23 protein-coding genes and 1 pseudogene are annotated in these 22,986 nt (G+C 72.2%); 8 read left to right on the forward strand and 16 right to left on the reverse strand.

What is annotated here, in order from left to right; all coding sequences use genetic code 11:
- Positions 1-51: 51 nt before the first annotated feature.
- The 5 genes from ACZ7DY_RS18255 to ACZ7DY_RS18275 form a co-directional block, all read right to left on the reverse strand.
- Complete coding sequence (locus tag ACZ7DY_RS18255; protein ID WP_471136360.1) at positions 52-213, reverse strand: hypothetical protein; 162 nt, start codon at positions 211-213, stop codon at positions 52-54.
- Between the two features lie 87 nt (positions 214-300).
- On the reverse strand, positions 301-1,251 hold the full coding sequence (locus ACZ7DY_RS18260) for a cytochrome c oxidase assembly protein (RefSeq protein ID WP_471136363.1): 951 nt from the start codon (positions 1,249-1,251) through the stop codon (positions 301-303).
- A gap of 126 nt (positions 1,252-1,377) precedes the next feature.
- Positions 1,378-2,403, reverse strand: coding sequence for a 6-phosphofructokinase (locus ACZ7DY_RS18265; RefSeq protein WP_471136365.1), 1,026 nt, complete (start codon positions 2,401-2,403; stop codon positions 1,378-1,380).
- Positions 2,404-2,570: 167 nt separating this feature from the next.
- The gene (locus tag ACZ7DY_RS18270) at positions 2,571-3,299 is read right to left on the reverse strand and encodes a type 1 glutamine amidotransferase (RefSeq protein WP_471136368.1); all 729 of its coding nucleotides are present in this window, start codon (positions 3,297-3,299) and stop codon (positions 2,571-2,573) included.
- 42 nt (positions 3,300-3,341) lie between these two features.
- Positions 3,342-4,580 carry a DUF1727 domain-containing protein gene (locus tag ACZ7DY_RS18275; protein ID WP_471136370.1) on the reverse strand — a complete coding sequence of 413 codons (1,239 nt, stop codon included), beginning with the start codon at positions 4,578-4,580 and terminating at the stop codon, positions 3,342-3,344.
- 152 nt (positions 4,581-4,732) lie between these two features.
- On the opposite strand from ACZ7DY_RS18275, the gene def reads away from it, so the two are divergent.
- Positions 4,733-5,272 carry a peptide deformylase gene (gene def / locus ACZ7DY_RS18280; RefSeq protein WP_471136372.1) on the forward strand — a complete coding sequence of 180 codons (540 nt, stop codon included), beginning with the start codon at positions 4,733-4,735 and terminating at the stop codon, positions 5,270-5,272.
- A 2-nt stretch (positions 5,273-5,274) separates the two neighbouring features.
- On the opposite strand, the gene ACZ7DY_RS18285 is transcribed toward def, so the two are convergent.
- Positions 5,275-5,919 carry a TetR/AcrR family transcriptional regulator gene (locus tag ACZ7DY_RS18285; protein WP_471136373.1) on the reverse strand — a complete coding sequence of 215 codons (645 nt, stop codon included), beginning with the start codon at positions 5,917-5,919 and terminating at the stop codon, positions 5,275-5,277.
- 164 nt (positions 5,920-6,083) lie between these two features.
- Here ACZ7DY_RS18285 and ACZ7DY_RS18290 point away from each other — a divergent pair, with 164 nt between their 5' ends.
- From ACZ7DY_RS18290 to ACZ7DY_RS18305, 4 genes are all read left to right on the forward strand, one after another.
- Positions 6,084-7,310, forward strand: coding sequence for an acyl-CoA dehydrogenase family protein (locus tag ACZ7DY_RS18290; RefSeq protein WP_471136375.1), 1,227 nt, complete (start codon positions 6,084-6,086; stop codon positions 7,308-7,310).
- Positions 7,311-7,387: 77 nt separating this feature from the next.
- Positions 7,388-7,831: a MarR family winged helix-turn-helix transcriptional regulator gene (locus tag ACZ7DY_RS18295; protein ID WP_471136377.1), complete on the forward strand. Its 444-nt coding sequence runs from the start codon at positions 7,388-7,390 to the stop codon at positions 7,829-7,831.
- Positions 7,828-9,261, forward strand: a complete 1,434-nt coding sequence (locus ACZ7DY_RS18300; protein WP_471136379.1) for an MFS transporter — start codon at positions 7,828-7,830, stop codon at positions 9,259-9,261. Before ACZ7DY_RS18295 ends, ACZ7DY_RS18300 begins: the two co-directional genes overlap by 4 nt.
- A 78-nt stretch (positions 9,262-9,339) precedes the next feature.
- Positions 9,340-9,891 carry an isochorismatase family protein gene (locus ACZ7DY_RS18305; RefSeq protein WP_471136381.1) on the forward strand — a complete coding sequence of 184 codons (552 nt, stop codon included), beginning with the start codon at positions 9,340-9,342 and terminating at the stop codon, positions 9,889-9,891.
- 29 nt (positions 9,892-9,920) lie between these two features.
- On the opposite strand, the gene ACZ7DY_RS18310 is transcribed toward ACZ7DY_RS18305, so the two are convergent.
- The 4 genes from ACZ7DY_RS18310 to ACZ7DY_RS18325 all read right to left on the reverse strand — a co-directional run bounded on the left by ACZ7DY_RS18310 (position 9,921) and on the right by ACZ7DY_RS18325 (position 14,078).
- Entirely contained in the window at positions 9,921-10,709 is a 789-nt protein-coding gene (locus ACZ7DY_RS18310; RefSeq protein ID WP_471136383.1) for a GNAT family N-acetyltransferase, read from the reverse strand.
- A gap of 84 nt (positions 10,710-10,793) precedes the next feature.
- The gene (locus ACZ7DY_RS18315; protein ID WP_471136385.1) at positions 10,794-11,846 is read right to left on the reverse strand and encodes a PhlD; all 1,053 of its coding nucleotides are present in this window, start codon (positions 11,844-11,846) and stop codon (positions 10,794-10,796) included.
- Positions 11,847-11,937: 91 nt separating this feature from the next.
- Positions 11,938-12,759 carry an MmyB family transcriptional regulator gene (locus ACZ7DY_RS18320; RefSeq protein WP_471136386.1) on the reverse strand — a complete coding sequence of 274 codons (822 nt, stop codon included), beginning with the start codon at positions 12,757-12,759 and terminating at the stop codon, positions 11,938-11,940.
- Between the two features lie 431 nt (positions 12,760-13,190).
- Positions 13,191-14,078, reverse strand: coding sequence for a Gfo/Idh/MocA family protein (locus tag ACZ7DY_RS18325; RefSeq protein WP_471136388.1), 888 nt, complete (start codon positions 14,076-14,078; stop codon positions 13,191-13,193).
- 224 nt (positions 14,079-14,302) lie between these two features.
- Here ACZ7DY_RS18325 and ACZ7DY_RS18330 point away from each other — a divergent pair, with 224 nt between their 5' ends.
- Both ACZ7DY_RS18330 and ACZ7DY_RS18335 read left to right on the forward strand, forming a co-directional pair.
- Positions 14,303-15,775, forward strand: a complete 1,473-nt coding sequence (locus ACZ7DY_RS18330) for an MFS transporter (protein ID WP_471136390.1) — start codon at positions 14,303-14,305, stop codon at positions 15,773-15,775.
- A 3-nt stretch (positions 15,776-15,778) separates the two neighbouring features.
- Positions 15,779-16,420 carry a TetR/AcrR family transcriptional regulator gene (locus tag ACZ7DY_RS18335; RefSeq protein ID WP_471136392.1) on the forward strand — a complete coding sequence of 214 codons (642 nt, stop codon included), beginning with the start codon at positions 15,779-15,781 and terminating at the stop codon, positions 16,418-16,420.
- Here the strand turns inward: ACZ7DY_RS18335 and ACZ7DY_RS18340 are convergent.
- Positions 16,371-17,312 (reverse strand): DMT family transporter, encoded by a 942-nt coding sequence (locus ACZ7DY_RS18340; RefSeq protein ID WP_471136393.1) that lies wholly within the window; start codon positions 17,310-17,312, stop codon positions 16,371-16,373. The two genes, ACZ7DY_RS18335 and ACZ7DY_RS18340, sit on opposite strands and share 50 nt — an antisense overlap.
- A gap of 92 nt (positions 17,313-17,404) precedes the next feature.
- Here ACZ7DY_RS18340 and ACZ7DY_RS18345 point away from each other — a divergent pair, with 92 nt between their 5' ends.
- The gene (locus ACZ7DY_RS18345) at positions 17,405-18,061 is read left to right on the forward strand and encodes a TetR/AcrR family transcriptional regulator (RefSeq protein WP_471136395.1); all 657 of its coding nucleotides are present in this window, start codon (positions 17,405-17,407) and stop codon (positions 18,059-18,061) included.
- A 162-nt stretch (positions 18,062-18,223) separates the two neighbouring features.
- Here the strand turns inward: ACZ7DY_RS18345 and ACZ7DY_RS18350 are convergent, their stop codons facing one another.
- From ACZ7DY_RS18350 to ACZ7DY_RS18370, 5 genes and pseudogenes are all read right to left on the reverse strand, one after another.
- Positions 18,224-18,523 (reverse strand): plasmid mobilization protein, encoded by a 300-nt coding sequence (locus tag ACZ7DY_RS18350; RefSeq protein ID WP_471136397.1) that lies wholly within the window; start codon positions 18,521-18,523, stop codon positions 18,224-18,226.
- A 261-nt stretch (positions 18,524-18,784) separates the two neighbouring features.
- Positions 18,785-19,543, reverse strand: a complete 759-nt coding sequence (locus ACZ7DY_RS18355; protein ID WP_471136399.1) for a sulfite exporter TauE/SafE family protein — start codon at positions 19,541-19,543, stop codon at positions 18,785-18,787.
- Between the two features lie 200 nt (positions 19,544-19,743).
- Positions 19,744-20,772, reverse strand: a pseudogene (locus ACZ7DY_RS18360) (RNA polymerase sigma factor); the annotation flags it as partial.
- Positions 20,769-21,068, reverse strand: a complete 300-nt coding sequence (locus ACZ7DY_RS18365) for a YciI family protein (RefSeq protein ID WP_471136401.1) — start codon at positions 21,066-21,068, stop codon at positions 20,769-20,771. The gene ACZ7DY_RS18365 and the pseudogene ACZ7DY_RS18360, both read right to left, overlap by 4 nt.
- A gap of 179 nt (positions 21,069-21,247) precedes the next feature.
- A complete protein-coding gene (locus ACZ7DY_RS18370) occupies positions 21,248-22,777 on the reverse strand; it encodes an MFS transporter (RefSeq protein WP_471136403.1) in 1,530 nt (509 codons plus the stop codon).
- Positions 22,778-22,986: the final 209 nt, after the last annotated feature.

Consider the following 22,986-nt stretch of genomic DNA (forward strand, 5'->3'; position numbering starts at 1 on the left):
AGGACGCCCCGGCACCCCGCGCGCCTGGCGGAACGGTTCTCCGCGCGTCCCTCAGGGGGTGCCGCGGGACAGCACCATGGCCAGGGTGAGCAGGCCGAGCACCACCCAGCCGAACCACAACCAGCCATTGCTTCCGAGCGCCACGGTGTAGGCGGTCACCATGACCAGGCCTCCGATGGTGAACCCACCCATGGTCTGCGTGGAACTGGGCATCGCTCAGCCTCCTCCCGGCAGCCTCCGGCGCCGGCGCGCCGCGACCGCGGTCCGAAGGCCATCGTCACCCGGGAAGACCCTTCGGCGCTAGCGGCCGCGAGCGGCCAGTGAGGCCAGATAGGCGTTGTACGCCTCGAGCTCCTTGTCGCCGTCGCGGTCGGCGGCGCGGTCCTTGCGCCGCGCCTCACGGTCCTCGGAACGCCGCCACTGGAACAGCAGGGCCACCAGGACCACCACGGACGGGATCTCGCTGAAGGCCCAGGCGATGCCGCCCGCGGCCTCCTGGTCGGCGAGCGCGTCGATGCCCAGCGAGGCGGGCGGGTGCATGTAGGTGCCGATCATCGGCTGGGTGGCCATCATCAGCGCGATGCCGAAGAACGCGTGGAACGGCATGCCCGCGAAGAGCTCCAGCATCCGCATCACGTAGCCGGGGCGGTGCGGCCCCGGGTCGACGCCCATGATCGGCCAGAAGAAGACCAGGCCGACGGCGAGGAAGTGCACCATCATCGCGATGTGGCCCGCCTTGGAGCCCATCAGCGTGTCGAAGAGCGGCGTGAAATAGAGCGCGTACAGGCTCGCGATGAACAGCGGGATGGTGAACGCCGGATGCGTGATGATCTTGACGTAGCGGCTGTGCAGCAGCCACAGCAGCCACTCGCGGGGGCCCTTGCTGCCGCGCGCCGCCACCGGCAGCGCCCGCAGCGCCAGCGTGATCGGGGCGCCGAGCAGCAGCAGGATCGGCGACAGCATGCTGATCACCATGTGCTGTGACATGTGCACGCTGAACATGACCATGCCGTAGTCGTTGAGCTTGGTGCACATCACGAGCAGCACCGTGAGGACGCCGATCACGAACGCGATGGTGCGGCCCACCGGCCACTTGTCACCGCGCCGCACGAGCCGTGCCACACCCCACCCGTAGAGGGCGAGGGCCACCAGGCAGCCGATGAGGAAGAAGGGGTCGGCGGAGGGTTCCAGGCCTCGCCCCAGCGTGAACGGCGGCAGATCCATGTTCATGCCGTGCCCGCTGTGATCCATCCAGTGGCTCCTGATTCGTGCGGATTGTGCGACGTGTGTCCGCACCAGAGTAGAACTGCCCCCGGCCGCAGACACGACCGGGGGCAGTTAGTTCAACAGGCGATGACCTGGCGGAGGCGGGTCGCCTCAGAGCACGCACTCCGCCTCGGCGTACCGCTCGTCGGGCACGGTCTTCAGCGTCTCGACGGCCTCGGCCAGCGGCACCATCGTGATGTCGGTGCCGCGCAGCGCCGTCATCCGGCCGAACTCGCCGCGGTGCACGGCCTCCACGGCGTGCCAGCCGAAGCGGGTCGCGAGCACGCGGTCGTACGCGGTGGGGGTGCCGCCGCGCTGGACGTGGCCGAGTATGACCGGACGGGCCTCCTTGCCGAGGCGCTGCTCCAGTTCGAGGGAGAGCTGCCGGGCGATGCCGGCGAACCGCTCGTGGCCGTAGACGTCCTTGCCGCCCTCGTCGAACTCCATGGAGCCGGCGCGGGGCTTGGCGCCCTCGGCGGCCACGACGATCGCGAACTTCTTGCCCGCGGAGAAGCGTTCCCCGACCCTGCGGGCCAGCTCGTCGATGTCGAAGGGGCGCTCGGGCACGACGATGGCGTGCGCGCCGGCGGCCATGCCCGAGTGGAGGGCGATCCAGCCGGTGTGCCGGCCCATGACCTCGACGATGAGGACGCGCTGATGCGATTCGGCGGTGGTCTTCAGGCGGTCCAGGGCCTCGGTGGCGACACCGACGGCCGTGTCGAAGCCGAAGGTGACGTCGGTGACCGCGATGTCGTTGTCGATGGTCTTGGGCACTCCGACGATCGGCAGGCCCGCGTCGGACAGGAGCCGGGCGGCCTTGAGGGTACCCTCACCGCCGATCGGGATGATCGCGTCGAGGCCGAGCTCGGCGACGTGCCCCTTGGCGCGCTCCACACCGTCCCGCAGATGGGCGGGCTGTACCCGTGAGGAGCCGAGGATCGTGCCGCCGCGGGCGAGGATGCCGCCCACCGCGTCGAGGTCCAGCTTGCGGTAGTCGCACTCCAGGAGGCCTTTCCAGCCGTCGTGGAAGCCGATGACCTCGTCGCCGTGGTCCGCCACCGCGCGGTGCACGACGGAACGGATGACGGCGTTCAGACCGGGGCAGTCGCCGCCGGAGGTCAGGACACCAATGCGCATGGCCCGGAATACCTTTGCAACGTGGGTCGATGACCGGACCACGTCGTCCGGCTGGATCCCCGCCACCCTATAGGCGCCGGGGGGCGGGGCCGCATCGGGCGTCCGAAGGCTGGACGGCCCCGCTCACATGTGCGGGCGGGGCGTCAGGCGGGCTCTGTTCCGAGGTCCTAGGCGGGCTGCTGGGCGGCCGTGATGCGCTCGTTGCGCAGCGCCTCGTACCAGCGGTCGTCGGTGGGCGGCAGCGCGTTCACGTCGAGGGCCAGCTTCAGGAGCAGGTCCGCGATGAGCGGGTTGCGGGCGAGCACGGGACCGTGCATGTACGTACCGAAGACGGTGCCGTTGTACGCGCCCTCGGTGCCGTCGCCCGTGCCGTTGCCCCGGCCCAGGGTGACGCGGGCCAGCGGGCGCGCGGACGGGCCGAGGTGCGTGATGCCCTGGTGGTTCTCGAAGCCGGTCAGCGGGGGCAGGCCCAGCTGCGGGTCGATGTCGCCGAGCACGTCGCCGACGCACCGGTCGCCCTCGCCGCGGGTGGAGACCACGTCGAGCAGGCCGAGGCCCGGCTCGCGCTGCCCGAGGTCGTTGATGAACTCCTGGCCGAGGATCTGGTAACCGGCGCAGACCGAGAAGACGATCGCGCCGTTGCCCACGGCCCGCTGGAGGCCGCCGTCGCGGCGCAGCCGCTCGGCCGCCAGGCGCTGCGGACGGTCCTCGCCGCCGCCGATCAGGTAGATGTCGCCGGAGGTGGGCACCGGCTGGTCGCTGCGCACGTCGTAGCGCTCGACCTGGAGGCCGCGCTGGTGGGCGCGGCGCTCCACGACCAGGGCGTTCCCCTGGTCTCCGTACGTGCTCAGCAGGTCGGGGTAGACCCACACCAGCCGCAGGCTGTTGTCGCTCATGCTCATTCGTCCCTACGAAGGTCTTGACGGGGCCGGTGGGGGTCAGTTGCCGACGCGGCGGCGCAGGTCCTGGAACGCGGTGTAGTTCGCGATGGTCTCGATGCGTCCGGGCGGGGCGAGCTGCACCGCCTCGTCGAGGCTGTCGCAGACCCGGAAGTCGAGGTTGGCGACCTCCAGGCGGACGGCGAGGTCCAGCTTGCGGTCGCCGAGCACGAAGATCGGGTGACCGGCGAGGCGGGTGTAGTCGACGTCCCAGAGCCAGGAGGTGTCGGTGCCGTCGGCGCCGCGGGCGTTGACCGAGAGGATCACCGGGGTGGGCGGCGGGTCGATCAGCGAAAACGTTTCGAGCCAGCCCGCGGGGTTCTTGGCGAGCAGCAGGCGCAGATCGCGGCCCTGGAACTGCACGACGTCGTAGCGTCCGGCGACCGCCTGCACCTGGTACATGCGCTCCAGGGCGACCTGCGGGGGCACTCCGAAGACGGCGGCGACGGCCGCGGAGGACGCGGCGTTGGCCTTGTTGGCGCGGCCGGGCAGCTGGAGGTGGATCGGCCAGGCCGAGCCGTGCGGGTCGAGGACGTGGTCGCCGGAGAGCACCCAGCTGGGCGCCGGGCGGCGGAAACCGCACTCGCCGCAGAACCAGTCGTCCCCGGGGCGCTGCATGACACCGCCGCAGGAGGGGCACGACCAGGCGTCGTCCTTCCACTCCTGGCCCGCGGCCACCCACACCACGTTCGGCGACGAGGAGGCCGCCCAGACGACCAGCGGGTCGTCGGCGTTGGCGACGACCACGGCCTTGGAGCCGGCAAGCCCCTCGCGCCACTTCTCGGCGAGCATGCGGGTCTCGGCGGCGCGGTCCAGCTGGTCGCGCGAGAGGTTCAGCAGCGCGATCGCCTTCGGGTCGACGTCACGGGCGACGCCCGCGAGGTACTTCTCGTCGACCTCGATCACGCCGTACCTGGCGTCGGAGCCGCCGGCGAGCGCCGAGGTGATTCCGGCCGGCATGTTGGCGCCGAGCGCGTTCGAGACGACCGGGCCGCTGGCCCGCAGCGCCTCGGCGATCAGACGCGTGGTGGTCGTCTTGCCGTTGGTGGCCGACACGAGGACGACGTCCAGGTGTGTGGCGAGCCGTCCGAGCAGTTCGGGGTCGAGCCTGAGGGCGACCTTGCCGCCGATCACCGATCCGCTGCCGCGGCCCGCAGCTCGCGACACCGCCGCGGCCGCCTTGCCCGCCGTCACGGCCAGCTTGGCCCGCGGCGACAGCGGGTCCGTGTTGCCTGACATCTGTCGAGATCCTCCTTGCGTACGGCGCCGCGCCTGCCCCCGGCATCGTTTCGCTGCTCAGCCTATCGAGATCCACTGGCAAGCCCGAATCACGGCACCACCTCGGCACCTGTCCGGTGCCGCTCCGTCCCCTGGACCGTACTCTTGCCGCCATGCGACACGGCACGATCCCGGGCGCCTCGGGGCGCGTACGACCTCTGACCCTGCTCGGCGACCCCGTGCTGCACGCGGCGTGCGCGGACGTCACCGACTTCGGCCCCGAACTGGCGCGGCTCATCGAGGACATGTTCGCCACGATGTACGCCGCGCGGGGCGTGGGGCTCGCCGCGAACCAGATCGGCGTGAGCCGGAGGGTGTTCGTGTACGACTGCCCCGACGACGAGGACGTCCGCCACCTCGGACACGTGGTCAATCCGCGGCTGGTGGAGGCGGACGGGGTGACGGTGCGCGGCCCGGAGGGCTGTCTCTCGCTGCCGGGCCTGGAGGCGGGCACGCCGCGTTTCGACCATGCCGTGGTCGAGGGCGTCGACGTGCGGGGCGAGCCCGTGCGGGTGCACGGGACGGGCTGGTTCGCGCGCTGTCTCCAGCATGAGTGCGACCACTTGGACGGCGGTGTCTACACCGACCACGTCACGGGCTGGCGGCGCCGCAGGGTGCTGCGGGCCGCCGCCAGGGCCTCCTGGAACGTGTGAGGTCAGAACCCGGGACCGCCGACGCGGTTGCCCGCCGCGGCGAGCCGCCCCCAGAGCAGGTCGGCGAGGCTGCGCACCAACTGGGCGCGCGGGCACGGCCGTTCGCCGAGCCACCAGTCGCCGGCCGCGTGCATCATGCCGACGATGCCGTGCCCCCACACCCGGGCGAGCTCGGCGCTCTCCGGGCCGAGGTCGACGCGTTCCTCGATGACCTCGGCGAGCTCCTCGCCGAGCCGGCGCAGCAGGGGAGCGGAGTGCAGGCCGACGTCGAAGCCCTGCTCGCCGGGGGAGGGGGCCTCCGACGGATGCATCAGGAAGCGGTAGACCTGGGGGCGTGCCTCGATCGCCGCGAGGTAGGTGTCGAGCGTGGCCTCCACGCGCTCCCTGCGCTCGGCCGGGGCGTCGAGCGCGGCGCGCAGGGCCTCCAGGAGGGCGTCGGTGTGCCGCTTGGCGAGCGCGGCGTAGAGGCCGCCCTTGTCCCCGAAGTGGCGGTAGAGGATCGGCTTGGTGATGCCCGCCTCGGCGGCGATGGCGTTCATCGAGGCGCCGGGGCCGTCGCGGAGGACGACCCGGTCCGCGGCCTCGAGCAGCTCTCGCCGGCGCTGCTCCGCGGACCGCTGCTGATCGGTCCGCTGCGTGGTCTCCATCGTTTCTCCCCGCCCGTGCTGAATCGGTGACGCACGCGCAACGTAACACCCGCCGGCGGGTGCCCATCGAACGGGCTGCCGGGAGTTGACATGGACTACTGGCCGGTAACACACTGCGGTTACCGCAAGTAACTTCGCAGTTGATCGCAGGTCCTGGAGGGGTCATGGCCGAGTTCACCATGGAGCTCAACGACGAACAGAAGGAGGTCCGGGACTGGCTCCACGGGTTCGCCGCCGACGTGATCCGCCCCGCGGCCGCCGAGTGGGACGAGCGCGAAGAGACCCCGTGGCCCATCATCCAGGAAGCCGCGAAGATAGGGATCTACTCGCTCGATTTCTATGCCCAGCAGTTCTTCGACCCCTCGGGCCTCGGCATCCCGATGGCGACCGAGGAGATCTTCTGGGGCGACGCGGGCATCGGTCTGTCCATCATGGGCACCGGACTGGCCGCCGTGGGCGTGCTCGCCAACGGCACCGAGGAGCAGATCGGCACCTGGATCCCGCAGATGTACGGCGACGTGAACGACGTCAAGGTCGCCGCCTTCTGCTCCTCCGAGCCGGACGCGGGCTCCGACGTCGCGGCGATGCGGACCCGAGCCGTCTACGACGAGGCCAAGGACGAGTGGGTCCTGAACGGCACCAAGACGTGGGCGACCAACGGCGGCATCGCCAACGTCCACGTGGTGGTCGCGGTCGTCGACCCCGAGCTCGGCTCCAAGGGGCACGCCTCCTTCATCGTCCCGCCGAACACCCCCGGCCTCTCCCAGGGGCAGAAGTTCAAGAAGCACGGCATCCGCGCCTCGCACACCGCCGAGGTCGTCCTGGAGGACGTGCGCGTGCCCGGCCACTGTCTGCTCGGCGGCAAGGAGAAGCTCGACGAGCGCCTCGCCCGCGCGCGGGAGCGCGCCGAGACGGGCGGCGAGCGCGTGAAGAACGCGGCGATGGCCACCTTCGAGGCCTCCCGCCCGGCGGTCGGCGCCATGGCCGTGGGCACGGCCCGCGCCGCGTACGAGGAGGCCCTGGAGTACGCCAAGACGCGTACGCAGTTCGGCCGCCCGATCATCGACAACCAGGGCGTCGCCTTCCAGCTCGCCGACATGCGCACCCAGATCGACGCCGCCAGGCTCCTGGTGTGGCGCGCCTCGTGGATGGCGAGCACCGGGAAGAAGTTCGAGTCGGCCGAGGGCTCGATGTCGAAGCTGTACGCGAGCGAGGTCGCCAAGAAGGTCACCGCGCAGGCGGTGCAGATCCTCGGCGGCAACGGCTTCACGCGCGAGTACCCCGTGGAGCGCATGCACCGCGATGCCGCTATCTACACGATCTTCGAAGGGACGAGCGAGATCCAGCGCCTCGTCATCGCGCGGACCCTGTCGGGGATGCCGATCCGCTGAAGGGGGGGGCGAGGGAGGGCTGAGGAGATAGACAGGAAGGTTTGCAAGTTTACCTGTCTATCTCGTACGGTGGCGGCATGACCGCACATGACGGCGACCCCACGCCGGAACAGATCGCCACCGACCTCGCGAACGTCGTCGGACGCTTCGTGCGCAGGCTGCGCGGAGCGTCCCCTGAGAGCGGACTCAGCCCCTCGCAGCGCTCCGTGCTCGCCCGGCTCGACCGCGAGGGCCCGGCGACCACCGCCGGACTGGCACGTGCGGAGCTGGTGCGGCCCCAGTCCATGCGGATGACCGTGGGCGCGCTGGAGTCCCTGGGGCTCATCGGGCGCAGCCCCGACCCGGACGACGGACGGCAGTCCGTGCTCTCCCTGACTGATCAGGGCCACCGCACCCTCGCCGACGCGCGGGCCGCCAAGCGGAGCTGGCTCTCCGTGGCCGTCGCCGAAGAGCTCGATGCGGCCGAACGCCGACAACTGGCCGACGCCGTCGAGCTCCTGGAGCGACTGGTGCGCAAGTGAGGACCACGACGCCCGCCCGGACGGAGCGGTCCGCGAAGGAGCGGACCGCGTTCGGCGCCCGCCTCACCGCGCCCCTGCTCCTCGGCTCCGTGCTCAACCCCCTCAACACCACGATGATTTCCACCGGCCTGGTGGCGATCGGCCACGACTTCGGCGTCGGGGCCGCCGACACGGCCTGGCTGGTCTCGGTGCTTTACCTCGCGAGCGCCGTCGCCCAGCCCGTCCTCGGCCGCCTCGCGGACGACATCGGGGCGCGCCGCGTCTTCCTCGGCGGACTCGTGGTCGTCGTCGCGTCGGGCCTCGTCGGGACGCTCGCCCCCGGCTTCGGCTGGCTCCTCGTCTCCAGGCTGCTGCTCGGCATCGGCACGTCCGCCGCCTACCCGGCCGCGATGGCCGTCTTGCGCGGCGAGTCCGCGCGGCTCGGCCGCCCCACTCCGCGCCCCGTCCTCGGCCGGCTCTCCTTCGCGGCACTCGGCAGCGCGGCGGTCGGACCCACGCTCGGCGGTCTCCTTGTCGCGACCGCGGGCTGGCGCGGCATCTTCGCGGTCAACGTCCCCGTGGCGCTCCTCGCGTACGGCACCGCCCTGCGGTGGATCCCGAAGGACGTCCCGCGCGAGGGCCGGGCCGCTCGCCCCGAGGCGGGCAAGGGCCGGGCCGGCGCGTCCGACCCGCTCGGCATCCTGCTCTTCACCGGCGCGCTCAGCTGCCTCGTCGTCTTCCTGCTCGACCCGCGTGGGCCGATGTGGTGGCTGCTCGCCCCCGTCACGCTGCTCTCCGCCGTGCTCACCTGGTGGCAGCTGCGCCACCCGCACCCCTTCATCGACCTGCGCATGCTGGGCACCCACCGCGCCCTCGCCCGCACCTATCTGCGGCACGGGCTGAGCTACCTCGTCGTCTACTGCGTCATGTACGGCTTCACGCAGTGGCTGGAGGAGGAGCGCGGCTACTCGTCGCTGCACACCGGCCTCGTCATGCTGCCGATGTCCCTGGCCGCGCTCGTCTGTTCACTGATCGGCGCCCGCACCAAGGGCATTCGCGCGCCCCTCACCGTCGCCGCGGTGCTGCTGGCGGCGGGCAGCTCGCTGCTGCTCTTCACGACGGGGTCCACGCCGCTCGCCGCGCTGCTCCTGGCCGGCGCCTGCTTCGGCGTACCCCAGGGGCTGATGGGCACCGCCAACCAGGCGGCCGTACAGCAGTACGCGCCCGCCGACGCCATCGGCTCGGCGGCGGGACTCCAGCGCACCGCCCAGTACCTCGGCGCCATCACCGCGTCGGGCCTGATCGGTCTCGCCTACGGGCAGCGGGCCGACGACGGCGGCCTCCACCTCATGGCCGGCGTCGGCGGCGTCCTGGCCCTGGCCCTGATCGTCCTGACGGTCGCGGACCGCTCCCTGCGGTCCCGGCCGGGCCGCACCACGGCCTCCACCTGACCGAACTGCCGCCCCCGGACCGGTGGTTCGGGGCGCCGGCAAGAACCAGACCACGAAGTTCCGCAGAAAGGCACCTCCATGACCGCCACCGTTCTCGACCCCACCACCGCCCTCGTCCTCGTCGACCTCCAGAAGGGCATCACGGCCCTGCCCACCGCCCACCCCGCGCAGCAGGTCGTCGAACGGGCCGCCGGACTGGCCGACGCTTTCCGCGCCCGCGGCCTTCCGGTGGTTCTGGTGCGGGTGACCGGCGGCGCGCCCGGCCGCAACGAGACGCCCGCGCGCGGGGGCGAGATGCCCGCGGACTGGGCGGAGCTCGTGCCCGAACTGGGGCGGACCGAGAGCGACATCGTCGTCACCAAGCAGCAGTGGGGCGCGTTCTACGGCACCGACCTCGACCTGCAACTGCGCCGCAGGGGCGTCACCCAGGTCGTGCTCGCCGGCATCGCGACGAGCATCGGCGTGGAGTCGACGGCCCGCGCGGCGCACGAGCACGGCTACCACGTGACCGTGGCCGTCGACGCCGTGACCGACATGGACGCCGGCGCGCACCGCAACAGCGTGGAGAAGATCTTCCCGAGGCTCGGCGAGACCGGCACGGCCAAGGCCATCACCGAGCTGCTCGGCTGAGGGACGGCTCCGGCTGCCGGGCCCGGACGTCAGGGCCGGTACACGTAGGGCGTGGTCGTGCAGAGCGTGGTGAAGCCGAGCCGTTCCAGGATCGGGCGGCTGTCGGCCGAGGCGTCGACCTGGAGATAGCGGTAACCGCGCTGCACGGCGATCCGGGCGCGGTGGGCGACCGTGGCGCGGTAGATGCCCTTGCCGCGCCACCGAGGGTCCGTCCCGCCGCCCCAGAGCCCCGCGAAGTCGGTGCCCGGGCGGAACTCCAGGCGCGCCCCGCACACCGGGCGGTCACCGGCCATGGCGACGACGGCGGCGATCTCGTCCGGTGTCTCGGTGAGCCCGTCGAGCACCCGCCGGGCCAGGTGCTCGCTGAGCGCCGCGTCCTGCTCGCCGAAGGCGGCCAGGTGTGCCTCTGCCATCAGCCGTACGCCCGCCGCGTCCGTCACCGGGAGCAGCCGGATGCCGTCGGGCAGCTCGGGGCCCGCCGGCAGGGCGGCGGCCTCGGCGACCATGACCGTCTCCACCGGCTCGGGCTCGAACCCGGCCGCGAGGAGACGCCCGGCGAGGTCGGCGGGACGGTCGTACGAGTGCAGCTTCCACTCGAACTCCCGCCCGGCTTCGGTGTAATGGCGCACCTGCGCCGCGATCACGGCGTCGGCGGTCACCGCGTCGACGTCCGACCACAGGACGCCGTTCCACTCGTGGGCCGAGCCGGTCACCCGCACCACGCCCCCGGTCCGCTCTACGCGCGTGCCACCGCCCTCGCCCGGCGCGTCCTGCCGTACCTGCCGGTCGTACGCCGCCCTCACCGCTTCATGATCCATGGGGGTCACCCCAGCAGGGGGATGTGGTGGCGGCAACCGGTTTTCGGGGCCCGGCGCGGGCGAGCCGCACTTCGCGCGGTCTGCTCAGCGGCCGGGCCCGTCCTGCCAGCGGCAGCGCAGTGCCGCGGCGGCGAAGCCGGGGCCGAAGGCGATGGTGGCGCCGTGGGCGCCGTCGGCGGGCGGGTCGGCGTGCGTGCGTTCCAGGACGCGCAGGATGCTCACGCCGCCCAGATTCCCCTCGTGCCCGAGCGTCTCCGTGGCGTGCCGTGCGTCGTGGTCGTCCAGGTGCAGGGCGGCCACGGTGTCGGCGATGATGCGCGGGCTGCCGGGATGGAGCACGGCGAAGTCGAGCTGCCGGGGGCCGAGCCACTCCAGGAGCCGGGGCATGACCTCGGTGACGGCGGCGAGGACCTGCTTCGTGGAGTCGAAGTGGATGCCGTCCGTGCTCATCCGCCCCTCCTGCCGCTCCAGGGTGTCGGGCAGCACGTACTCGAAGGTGTCGTCGATGGCGATGCCGGGACCCAGCGGGCTGTCGGTGACGACCGTCGCGGCGGCCGCGTCCCCGAACAGGGCCTTGTAGATCATCGATTCGATGGTGGTGTCGCTGTGGTGGTAGATGCTGGAGAGCACCTCGGCGGCGACGACGAGGACCTTGCTGCCCGGCCGCGCCGCGATGAGGTCGGCGGCTCGGATGAGGGACTGTGCGCCGCCCGGGCAGGCGACCGAGGTGAGGGCGACGCGGCGCAGGTCGGGGCGGAGCCCGAGCCGGGACACGAGGTGGAGGTCGAGGTTGGGAACGGTCCAGCTCGTGGTGTGGGTGGTGACGATCGCGTCGATGTCCCGCGGGGTGAGCCCGGCCTCGGCGAGGGCCAGGGCCGCGGCGCGCTCGGCCATGTCGAGCGAGTCGTCGAACGCGGTGCGGAGACGCTCGCCCACGTCGGTCGTGCCGGCCACGGTGGGGGAGTCGAGGGGGCGCGTGAAGTAACGGGTCCGTACCCCACAGTTTCCGATGACGCGGAGGATCGCGCGCAGGCGGGGGTGGTCGGCGTGGTGGGCGCTCACGTCATCGGCGATCTCGGCCGTGGTCACCTTGTGCGCGCCGACGACGGTGTGCGGTCTGAGCACGTGTGCGGTCACGAGGCGACTCCCCGGGATGTACAGGAAAAAAGGGGGACGTGGCCAACGTACTGCAATGTGATGGTATTGCCCTGTTTACGGGGGTGGGGGGTCACCCGGAGCGGAGGCTCGGGGCCCGTGCGCGGACGCGGCGCGCACCGGGGTGGAACACCAGGATCATGAGCCGGGAGCCGGGCGCCGTCAGGGGCTGCGCCGCGCACATCGTCACCCAGCCGGGGCCGGCGAGGGCGTGCATCAGGGGGCGCTCGTCGCCGTCGGGGTGCGGGTGCGAGCTGCCCTCGGTGTAGAGCCCGGCGGTCTCCGGGTCGGCGAGTATCTCCTTCTCGATGCGGCGCAGGATGTCGTCGTCCGGCCGGGCGGCGAGCGCGGCGCGCAGCTGCGGCAGCACCATCGGCGCCCATGCGGTGCGCCAGTTCATGAGGGTCTCGCGGCCGTGCGGGTCGAGGAGCATCCAGCGCAGGGTGTTGGCCGGCACCTCGCCGGTCGGGAACATGTCGGCGAAGGCGGAGTTGTAGGCGAGCGTCTCCCAGGAGGCGTCCGTCACGTACGCCATGTGTCCGATTCCGTCGACCGCCTCCTGCCAGACGCCGGGCACCTCCTTGCCGGAGGACAGGTGCAGCGGGCCGGGCGGGTCCTGGAGCAGGGCGTAACGGCAGAGGGAGACCCACTCCTGTTCGTTGAGGCCGAAGAGGCGGGCGACGTCGCGGAGGAGGGAGGCCGGAGGGTTGGGGTAATTGCCCGATTCGAGACGGTGATATGTGCCCAGGGTGCGGTGGAGCAACTGGTCGACCTGGTGCTGGGAGAGGCCGGGCGCGCGGCGTCCCTGACCTGTCGGGCGGGCGAATCCGTGCGATTCCGGGGCTATGAGGGCGCGTCGTTCGCGGAGCAGAGCGCGGAGCGCCGTTTTGTTCATGTGGGCAATCCCTCTTGGTGCACGCCGAGTTGGAGCGTGATCAGTCTAAATATTCACATCGGCTTTGGTAGTAAACATTGCCCGAAGAAAACGATCAGTTGGTCAGGCATCATGGAGCGTGCGGGGTCACCGACCTGCAGGTTTGCTCGTCGGATGGCGCCCGTGCACAACAGCGGGGCATCTTGTCCGGGGAGCCTGAGAATGGCTGAAATTCCCCGGCATTGGGTACCCCCAAGGCCTGTCGGGGCCGATGTGGGAAGCGTGCGGACAGTGGTTTTGAAATCAGACCGGATGGTCTGAATCCGAACCGCGGAGAACCGCGCGGTTCTTCTTTCCACACCGGTTTCATAGGGCCACCGGCTGCGGTCGGTGCCGTCACTCGCCATTACGTAGCGGCCACGGTACCGACCGCCCGTGGTGGTCCCGGGCGCTCACGCGGACGTGAGGTGCTCCTCCGCCCGCGCGAGGATCTCCGTGACCCGCACTCCGAACCGCACGTCGCACGGATGTGCCGTGCCCTCGGCCGCGCACGCGGCGAGTCGGCCGACCGCCGCGGCGAACGCGTCCTCCGCCTCTTCCCGTTGCGGCAGCACCACCGTGCCGCTCTCCCCGCGTAACTCCACGGTCAGCCCCGCGCACTTGGCCGGAGCGGTGAGGCTCAGCGCCGCCGTGCTCGACGCCCCGCCGGCGTGCCGCAGGATCAGATGGACCGTGTCCCCGGCCCCCGCAGCCGCCGTCACCGCGGTCACGTCGCCGAGGACGGGCAGCAGCATCGACAGGGCGTGCGGGCCCACGTCCCACAGCCCGCCCCGGCTCGCGCGCCACGGCGAGGAGAAGGGGGCGCTGCCGTCCGGGGCGTAGAAGGAGCCGTACCAGTCTGCGCGGCCGGTGAACCAGCCGCCCGTGGCGGCCTGTTGGGCGACCCAGGCCGAGGTGGATGCGGCGAAGCGCAGGGTGAAGAAGACCACCGAGGCCACGCCGGCGCGCTCGACCGCCGCCGCCAGGTCGCGTGCGCCGTCCACCGTGGTGGCGACCGGCTTGTCGAGGAGGAGGTGACGGCCGGCCGCCGCGGCCCGCGCGGCGAGCGGTGCCTGCACGTCGGGCGGAACCGCGAACGCCACGGCGTCGCTCGCGGCGAACAGCTCGTCCAGGTCCGCGTATGCCCTCGTGCCATGGGTCGCGGCGAGCGAAGTGGCCGCCTCGGGGCGGCGGCCCCAGATGCCGCTGAAATCGACGTCGGGGTGCCGGGCCAGCGTCGGCGCGTGGGTGGCTGAGGCCCAGGGACCCGTCCCCACCAGGCCGATACGGAGTCGTTTCATGGGCGGCAGTATGGCCGACACGACCCGGCGCGGGCCTCCCTCGGCGGGGTCCGCGAGGGCCGGTGGGGCGCTTGACGGCCACCGCCCCGGCGGCCGTCGCGCACCGCGCACGACGAGGCTCCTCCGGGGCCTGCTCGGCGAGCATGAAACCAATTCCTGGGGTGAATATCCATTCACTCGCTATGGTGAATTCGAATTCACCTCAGCCGGGCGGGGGAGATGTCATGGGATCGGGTCCGATATCGGGTGAGACGCGGAGTTTGCGGGCCCGGCTCGCCGTCCCCGTGCTGGCCTTCGGCGGCATCCTCATGGCCGTCACCCAGACCGTCGTCGTACCCCTGCTGCCGGATCTGCCCCGCCTGACGGACAGTTCGGCGGGAGCCGTCTCCTGGTTGGTCACCGCGACCCTGCTGACGGGGGCGGTGCTCACGCCCGTCCTAGGCCGGGCCGGCGACATGTACGGCAAGCGCCGCGTCCTGCTGCTCGCCCTCGGCCTGATGGCGTGCGGGTCGGTGCTCTGCGCGCTCACCTCCGACATCCGGCTGCTGATCGCGGCACGCGCGCTGCAGGGCGCCTCCGCCGCGGTCGTACCCCTGTCCATCAGCATCCTGCGCGACGAACTCCCGCCGCAGCGCACCGCGTCGGCGGTCGCCCTGATGAGCTCGACGGTCGGGATCGGCGCGGCGCTCGGTCTGCCCCTTGCCGCGCTCATCGTGCAGTACGCGGACTGGCACACGATGTTCTGGGCGACCGCGGGGCTGAGCACCCTCGGGCTGCTGCTCGCCCGGTGGGCCGTGCCCGAGTCGCCGGTGCGCTCGCCGGGCCGGTTCGACACCCGGGGCGCGCTTGGGCTCGCGGCGGGACTGGTCTGCCTGCTGCTCGCGGTGTCGCAGGGCGGCGCGTGGGGGTGGGGCAGCGTCCCCGTTCTCGGGCTGTTCGCGGGCGCCGCCGGTGTCCTGACGCTGTGGTGGCGGATGCAGCTGCGGACGGAGCGGCCACTGGTCGACCTGCGCCTGGCGGCCGGTCGGCGCGTGGCCCTGCCGCACGTGACCGCGCTGCTGGCCGGATTCGCCTTCTACGCCAACTCGTTGGTGACCGCGCAGTTGGTGCAGGCGCCCGCCGCGAGCGGCTACGGCCTGGATCTGTCGATCGTGGCGACCGGCCTCTGCCTGCTGCCCAACGGGCTGATCATGCTGGTGCTCTCGCCGGTCTCCGCCCGGGTCTCGACGGCTCGCGGCCCCCGCGTGACGCTGGCCGTCGGCGGGGCGGTGATGGCGCTCGGGTATGGGCTGCGCATCGTGGACAGCCGGGAGTTGTGGGTGATCGTGGCGGGCGCCATGGTGGTGTCGACCGGGACCACGTTCGCGTACTCGGCGCTGCCCACGCTGATCCTGCGGGCGGTGCCGGTCGAGCAGACCGCGTCCGCGAACGGCGTGAACGTCCTGATGCGGACGATAGGGCAGAGCGTCTCCAGCGCGGCGGTCACCGCCGTCCTCGTCCGGCACACCTCGGCCGTGCAGGGCGCCCGGGTCCCCACCCTCGGGGGCTATCAGGTCGCCTTCGCCATGGCGGGGACCGTGGCGCTCATCGCCTGCGCCGTCGCCCTGGCCATACCCTCGGACCCGGCGGCGGACCGCGGGCGGGCCTCCGCCGGGCTCGGCGGGTCCGCCCAGGATCCCGCCCTGGAGGGACGGTGACCGATGGCGGGACGTGACGGGACCGCGGCGAGCGCGCCCCTGAAGGTGCGGGCGGAGACCGCGGCGAGAACGGGCGCGGGCCCGGCGTCCGGCGGCGGTCGCCGGGACGCCGAGGCGACCAAGGCCGCCATCGTCCGCGCCGCCCGCCACCTCCTGGCCCGGCACGCGCACGGCGACATCACCCTCAAGGCGGTCGCCGAACGCGCCGGGGTCAGCGCCCCGTTGATCCTGAAGTACTTCGGCAACAAGGACGCCCTCTTCTCCCAGGTCATGTCGTTCGGCGCGGATGCCGAGAGCTTCCTCGACGCCCCGGTCGACGAGCTCGGCCGCCACATGGTCCACCAGCTGCTGACCGGCCAGGCCGAGCGGGGCGCCGACCCGATCCTGCGCATCGTCTTCGCGCCCCTCCACGGCGAACAGGGCGACATCCTGCGCGCCAACTTCCGCGCCCAGGTGGTGCAGCGGCTGAGCCGCCGCCTTCCCGGGCCGGACGCGGGGGTACGGGCCGAGCTCGCCGTCGGCATGCTGCTCGGCCTCGGGGTGATGTACGGCATCGCGCGCGGCCCGCACCTGCGCGCCACGGAGGTCACCGAGATCACCGACCGGTACGCGCCGGCCGTGCAGGCCTTCCTGACCCCTCGCTGACCCGTGCCGCCGGGGCGGCGGGCCGGGAGCCTGCGCCGCGCCGTACGACCACCACCGCGGCGAGCCCCACCGCGAGCCCGGCTGCCGTCTGCGGGCCGAAGGGCTCACCGAACATCAGGGCACCCCACACGGCCGTCACCGGCGCCATGAGGAACATCAGCGTATTGACCTGGGTGACCCCGGAGCGTCGCAGGAGCAGCCAGTACAGGCCGTACCCGCCGAAGGTGGAGAGCGCCACCAGCCATCCCATCGCCACCCAGAAGGACGCGTCGGCGGGCGGCGTCGCCGCCCCCGTCGCCAGTGCGAGTGCGGTGAAGACGACGGCACTGGTGACGCAGTGCACCGTCAGGGAGACCGCGGGGCCGACCGGCCGGGGCGCGCGCCGGTCCAGGAACGTCGCCGCCACCAGCGAGAACATGCCGAGGAACGGCACGAGGTAGGCCCACCACGCGGCGTCCCCGCCGCCCGAGAAGTCGGCCGCCGTCACGATGACGACTCCCGTCACGCCGAGCCCGAGGCCGAGCCACTGGGTGCGCGAGACGTAGTGGCCGAGAAGGGGTCCGGCGAGGGCGCCCGCGACCAGCGGCTGGGTGCCGTCGATCAGCGCGGTCGTGCCGCTGGAGACGCCGAGCTGGATGGCGTAGTAGACGGTGAGCAGATAGCCGCTCTGCGACAGCGCGCCCACGGCCGCCTGCCGTCCCGCGTCACGCACCGTCAGGCCCCGCCAGGAGGACCGCGTCACGAAGACGGCGACGAGGGCGAGGACGACGGCCAGTGGCAGGAAGCGCCACATCAGCACGGTCACGGCGGACGCGCTGCCCGCGCCCAGCTTGGCCCCGATGAACCCGGAGCTCCAGGTCAGCACGAAGGCGGTCGACAGCAGCACGTTCATCGCGTTCCCTCCCGTCACGCGGTCCGGCACAGACAGGTAAACCGATCGGTCTACCTGACGGCGAGTATACAGACCGGTCTACTATGGGGGTCATGACGGACGACGGGCGCGGGACGGAAGGCGCGACGGCGGCGCCGCGGCGCATCACCATGACGCCGGGGGCGCGGCGCGCCCTCGACGCCGCGGGACGGCTCTTCTACGAGCGCGGCATCCACGCCGTGGGCGTGGACCTGATCGCCGCCGAGGCGGGCGTGACGAAGAAGACCCTGTACGACAGGTTCGGCTCCAAGGAGCAGATCGTCGTCGAGTACCTCGCCGACCGTGACGAACGCTGGCGCGCCTTCCTCGCCCCGTACCTGGAGGCCGCCCCGACGCCGCGGGCCCGGATCCTCGCCGTCTTCGAGGCCTCGCGCGACTGGGCGGGACCGCATATGGGCAAGGGGTGCGGCATGGTGAACGCGCACGCCGAGATCAGTGACCCGGCCCACCCCGCGTACCCCCTCATCACCGGCCAGAAGGCCTGGATGCTCGCGCTCTTCACCGACCTCGCGGCGGGGGTCGCGCCGGGCGGGGCCGCCCGCCTCGGGCGCGCGCTGATGCTGCTGCACGAGGGCGGCCTGGTGGCGCATGGCCTGCGCGTCTTCCCCGACGCCCTGGACCGGGCGTGCGAGGAGGCGCAGGAGCTGCTGCGCGGTGCGGCGGTGCGTGAGCGCCCGGGCCCCGACACGGGGGACCCCGGGGATCGTTGACAAGTCTTTGCCCGTGGCCGGAATGCTTTCTTCCGGGGGGTCGCCGGGCGGGCGGCGCGCAGATCGCCCAGGCCTCCCGGCGCGACCTGGAGCGGACCCTCGACCTGGCGCTCTGGCTGGACCTCCACAAGCCGGAGATCGTCCTCTGAGGCTCCGGGGCCCTCACCGCCCCGCTCTGTCACCGCCCGCTCTGTCATCGGGCTTTGCCGAGGCGGCGAGGGTGTCGAGGAACCGCTGGAGCGCGGGCGTCCCGTCGGGACCGAGGTCGCGCTTGACCGGCGGCACGGCGGCGCCGCGGCGGGCGTCGGACGACTGGCACGGGCCGGGCAGTTCCTCGGCCCGGACGGTCACGGCGCGGCGGATGAACTCGGCGACCGGCACCCCGAGCTGATCGGCGTGGCGCACGATCGCGGCGTACTCATCGGGCGTGAACAAGACCTGCACAGGCTTGGCACCGTCCATGGACGCATGATGCCGCCCGGGCGTGTGTGACACGGCGTGGTTGGCATATTCGCCCTCGAAGGCGTGAAAACAGGGGCGGACGCCGGCACGAATGGAATGCGGCCCCGACCGGACGGGGGAATCTCGGTCGGGGCCACATCATGTTCAACGATAAACCATGGCGGCTGGTTCCCTGGTCGGGACCCCCTCGATGTGAGCTGCGTTACGCGTGTGACGCGGTCAGGGGTGTCCGGCAGCCGGCATCCCGGCGGTCTTCGGACGTCACTGGCGCACGATCATGATCACCGAAGCCGTGACGCCCACGACGACGATGAAGGCGCGCATCGCCACCGGCGGCAGCTTCCGGCCGAACCGCGCGCCGACCAGACCGCCCGCCGTCGAGCCGAGGGCGATCAGTCCGGCGGCAGTCCAGTCGATGTCGGCGACCACGATGAAGAGGACGGCCGCCACGCCGTTCACGAGGGAGGCGAGCACGTTCTTCACGGCGTTCAGGCGTTGCAGGTCGTCCAGGAGGAAGGCGCCGAACAGGCCCATGAGCAGCACCCCTTGAGCGGCGCCGAAGTAGCCGCCGTAGACGCCGGTGGCGAGGACCCCGCACCACAGGGGGATGCCGCCGTCCCGCTTCTCGTCGGGCTCGCGGTCCTTGAGCCTGCGGGCGAGGCGGGGCTGCAGCGCCACCAGGACGCAGGCGGTCAGGATGAGGACAGGGACGACCGCCTGGAAGGCGTCGGCGGGGAGTTCCAGCAGGAGCAGCGCGCCGATCAGACCGCCGATCAGGGAGGCCGCTCCGAACCGCACCAGCCGCCTGAGCTGCCCCTTCATCTCCCGCCGGTAGCCGTACGCGGCGCTGAGGGTGCCCGGCACCAGGCCCAGGTTGTTGGAGACGTTGGCGAGCACCGGGGGGAAGCCGAAGGCCAGCAGGGTGGGGAAGGTGATGAGGGTGCCCGACCCGACCACCGCGTTGAGCCCGCCGGCCGCGACACCGGCGGCCGTGACCGCCACCATTTCGAGCGCTTCCACGCGTCACCTTTCCTGCTGTGTCGACGGTCCGCGCTCCGGGGTGCGAGGTGTGCCCCCGTGCCGGGTCCGTCGCCGGATCGCCGCCCGGGTCTGAAGCGATCTTGGTACACGGGGAAAACCCAAGTCAATCCTCGGGTTTCCTTGCATCCCCCCAAGGGATTGCTCAAGGGTCGCTTCAGGCCTGCTGGTGTCCGCCGCCACGGGGCCAGCCTGTCGGCACGCGTCTGCAAGTAGTGCGCCTCGGGGCGACTGAGAGTGCCCCGTGCCGCCAACTGGTGGGCGGCGAGCGCCTCTTGGCGGTCGCCCGCCTTCTCCAGTTCAGCCAGTCCGGCGGCCGGACCGTGCACCATCGCATGGGCCACCACCCGGCCGAGTCCGGCCATCGGCTCGGGGGTGTGCCGCACGAGATGATCGTAGAGGCCGAGGGTCTGCGGCCAGTCTGTGGCCTAACGGCGCTGGTCGAGGAGGCGCTCACCCAAGGGCCGCCCGGCGTCTACCAGTTGCAGGCCGTCATCGCCGCACTGCACGAGGCGCCGACCCCGGAGGGATCAGCTCCCCGTGCGGCCCCGTCCGGGCCGCGGTGCGCGCCTCGGCGAGCAGCATCAGCGCCAACAGGCCCGTCACCGCGCCCCCGTGGGGGAGCAGACGGCACACGCCGCGCGTCAGACGGATCGCCTCACGGGCGAGCTCCGCGCGGTGCAACGCCTCGCCCGAGCTCGCCGTGTACCCCTCGTTGAAGATCAGGTAGAGCACCTGGAGGACGGCGGCGAGCCGGGCGTCGCGGTCCTGCGGGCCGGGCTGCCGCGATCTCGGTCGTGCTGAGCCCGCCGACGGCGCGCAGGGTCGGCGCGACCTGCGCGGCCGCGGTCAGCTCCGGACGACAGCAGAGGAAGAGCAGCGTGAGGGTGTCGTCGTCGGCGGGGGCGCGGCTCTCGCCCGGCGGGGGAGCGGTGAACGCGTCCCTGGGCGTGAGAAGTGCCGCGTCCTCCTCGCGCCGGCGCCGCGCCTCGTCGACACGCAGCTGGTCGGTCGGGCGACGCGAGGCCACCTTGATCAGCCGGCCCCGCGGATTGTCGGGCACACCCTGCCCCGGCCACTGGCGGGCCGAGCAGCGCCTCCTGGGCGGCGTCCTCGGCGAGGCCGAAGTGTCCTTACCGGCGCACGAGCGCGCCGAGGACCTGCGGCGCATGGCGGCGCGGCAGATCCTCGACGTCGGTCGTACGGCTCAACAGGCGCCTCCGGCGGAATCCTGGACGGGACGGATCACCACGGGCGGGGCGGCGGCGCCCTCCGGCCCCGGGCACTCGGCGACGCGCAGGGCGATCTCCGTGACCCGCTCCAGGCTCTCGCACTCGACCAGCCAGTACCCGGCCGGCACCTCCTTGGTCTCGCCGTAGGGACCGTCCGTGATCACGGGACGGCCGTCCTTGTCCTTGCTGACGAAGCGGGCCTGCGCGGGCTCGGTGAGGCCCTGCGCGTCGATGAGTTCACCCGACGCGGCGAGATCATCGGTGACTTTGCCCATGTAGGCGAAACAGCGCCTGCAGGACAGGGGACGTCGAAGCGGCCGGCGCGTTCTCGACAGGCTCCGGAGAGAGAACGTCCGGGGCGGGGCGGCGGGAGAGAGCTGACGGACAAATGTATCGGCGTCCGGCCCGCGGGGGCCTGCCCGACCGGCGGGCCCCGCCCCCTGCACCCCTCGGCTCAGCCCATGTGGACGGGCGCGGAACCCTCGGTGGTCTCCTGCTTTCCGGCGGTGATGGCCAGGACGGTGACGGCGAGCCCGGCCAGGAACATGACGCCCGCTCCGACGAAGGCCAGGGTGTAGCCGTGGGTCAGCGCGTCGGCTGCCCTCGCCACCAGGCCGTGGTCGCCGGCGGCCAGCCCCCGGTACAGGGAGGATGCCGCCTCGGGCAGCCGGTCGTCGGCCGCCGAGGTCGACACCGTCGCCAGGACGGCGAGGCCGAGGGCGCCGCCGATCTGCTGGGCGGTGTTGAGCAGCGCGGAGGCGATGCCCGTCTCCCTGTGGTCGACGCCGCTCACCGCGCCCAGCGTCATCGGGACGAAGCCCATCCCGAGGCCGAGGGCGGTCACGAACATCGCCGGCATCAGATGCCCGGTGTACGACGAGTCGGGCGTGAGCGTGGCGAACCAGAACATGCCCCCGGCCGCCACCAGCAGGCCGGGCCCCGCGATCGCGCGGGGCGCGAGACGGGTGACCAGCTTGGCGCTGAGCGCGGCCGCCGCGCCCATGCCGAGGCTGAACGGCAGGTTGGCGAAGCCGGTCCTGACGGCGCTGTAGCCGAGGATCAGCTGCATGTAGAGGGTGAGGAAGTAGAAAGTGGCGATCATGCCGGCGCCGATGAACAGCATCGTGGCGAAGGAGCCCGAACGGTTGCGGTCCCCGAACAGCCCCAGCGGCATCATCGGGTGCGCGGTGCGGCGCTGGATGAGCAGGAAGACGCAGAGCAGGACGACGGCGACGGCGAAGCAGGACAGCGTCAGGCCGCCGGTCCAGCCGTGCTCGCCGCCGCGGGTGATGCCGTAGACCAAGGCGATCAGGCCGCCGGTGCCGGTGACGGTACCGGGGAGGTCGAGGCGGCCGCGGTGGCGCTCGGCCTCGACCAGCGTCCTCGTCCCTGCGAGGACGACGAGACCGATGGGGACGTTCACGAAGAACACCCACCGCCAGTCCAGGGCGTCGGTGAGGACACCGCCGAGCAGCAGACCCACGGTGGCGCCGATGCCGGCCATCGCGGCGTAGACACCCATCGCCCTGTTGCGCGGCTTGCCCTCGGGGAACGTCGTCGCGATCAGGGACAGGGCACTGGGTGCCGCGAAGGCCGCGCCGACGCCCTGCAGGATGCGCGCGCCGATGAGCAGGCCCTCATTGGGCGCGACGCCGCCCAGCAGGGACGCCAGGGTGAACAGGGCGATGCCCGCCTGGAACATCCGGCGCCGCCCGAACAGGTCGCCCGCCCGTCCGCCGAGCAGCAGCAGCCCGCCGAAGGCGAGCGCGTAGGAGTTGACGATCCAGGCGAGGTTCGCGTCGGAGACGTCCAGCGCGGTCTGGATGCTGGGCAGGGCGATGTTGGTGATGGTGCCGTCGAGCACCACCATCAGCTGGGCGGCGGCGATCACGAAGAGGGCCAGACCGAGGTGCCGGCCGGCGGGTGGGCCGGCGGGGTCGGCCGCCGGTGCGGATGAGGTGACAGCGGTGCTGTCAGCAGACATGGAAGAACTCCAGAATGAGGCTCGGAAACACTGCGCCGGCGCGGGAAAAGAGCACGGAGGATTCCGTTGCATTCCCGTGTCGAGGGCGCGAAGGACCGCTGCGTGGAGGCATGGGAATGCGGTCCGGACCTGGACGATGAGAAACCCTAACACCCGATAGCCGCTGGTGAGCGCGGTTATTGAGGAGATCCAACCAACCCTGTCCAGGG

The organism is Streptomyces sp. NPDC037013, from assembly GCF_055607265.1.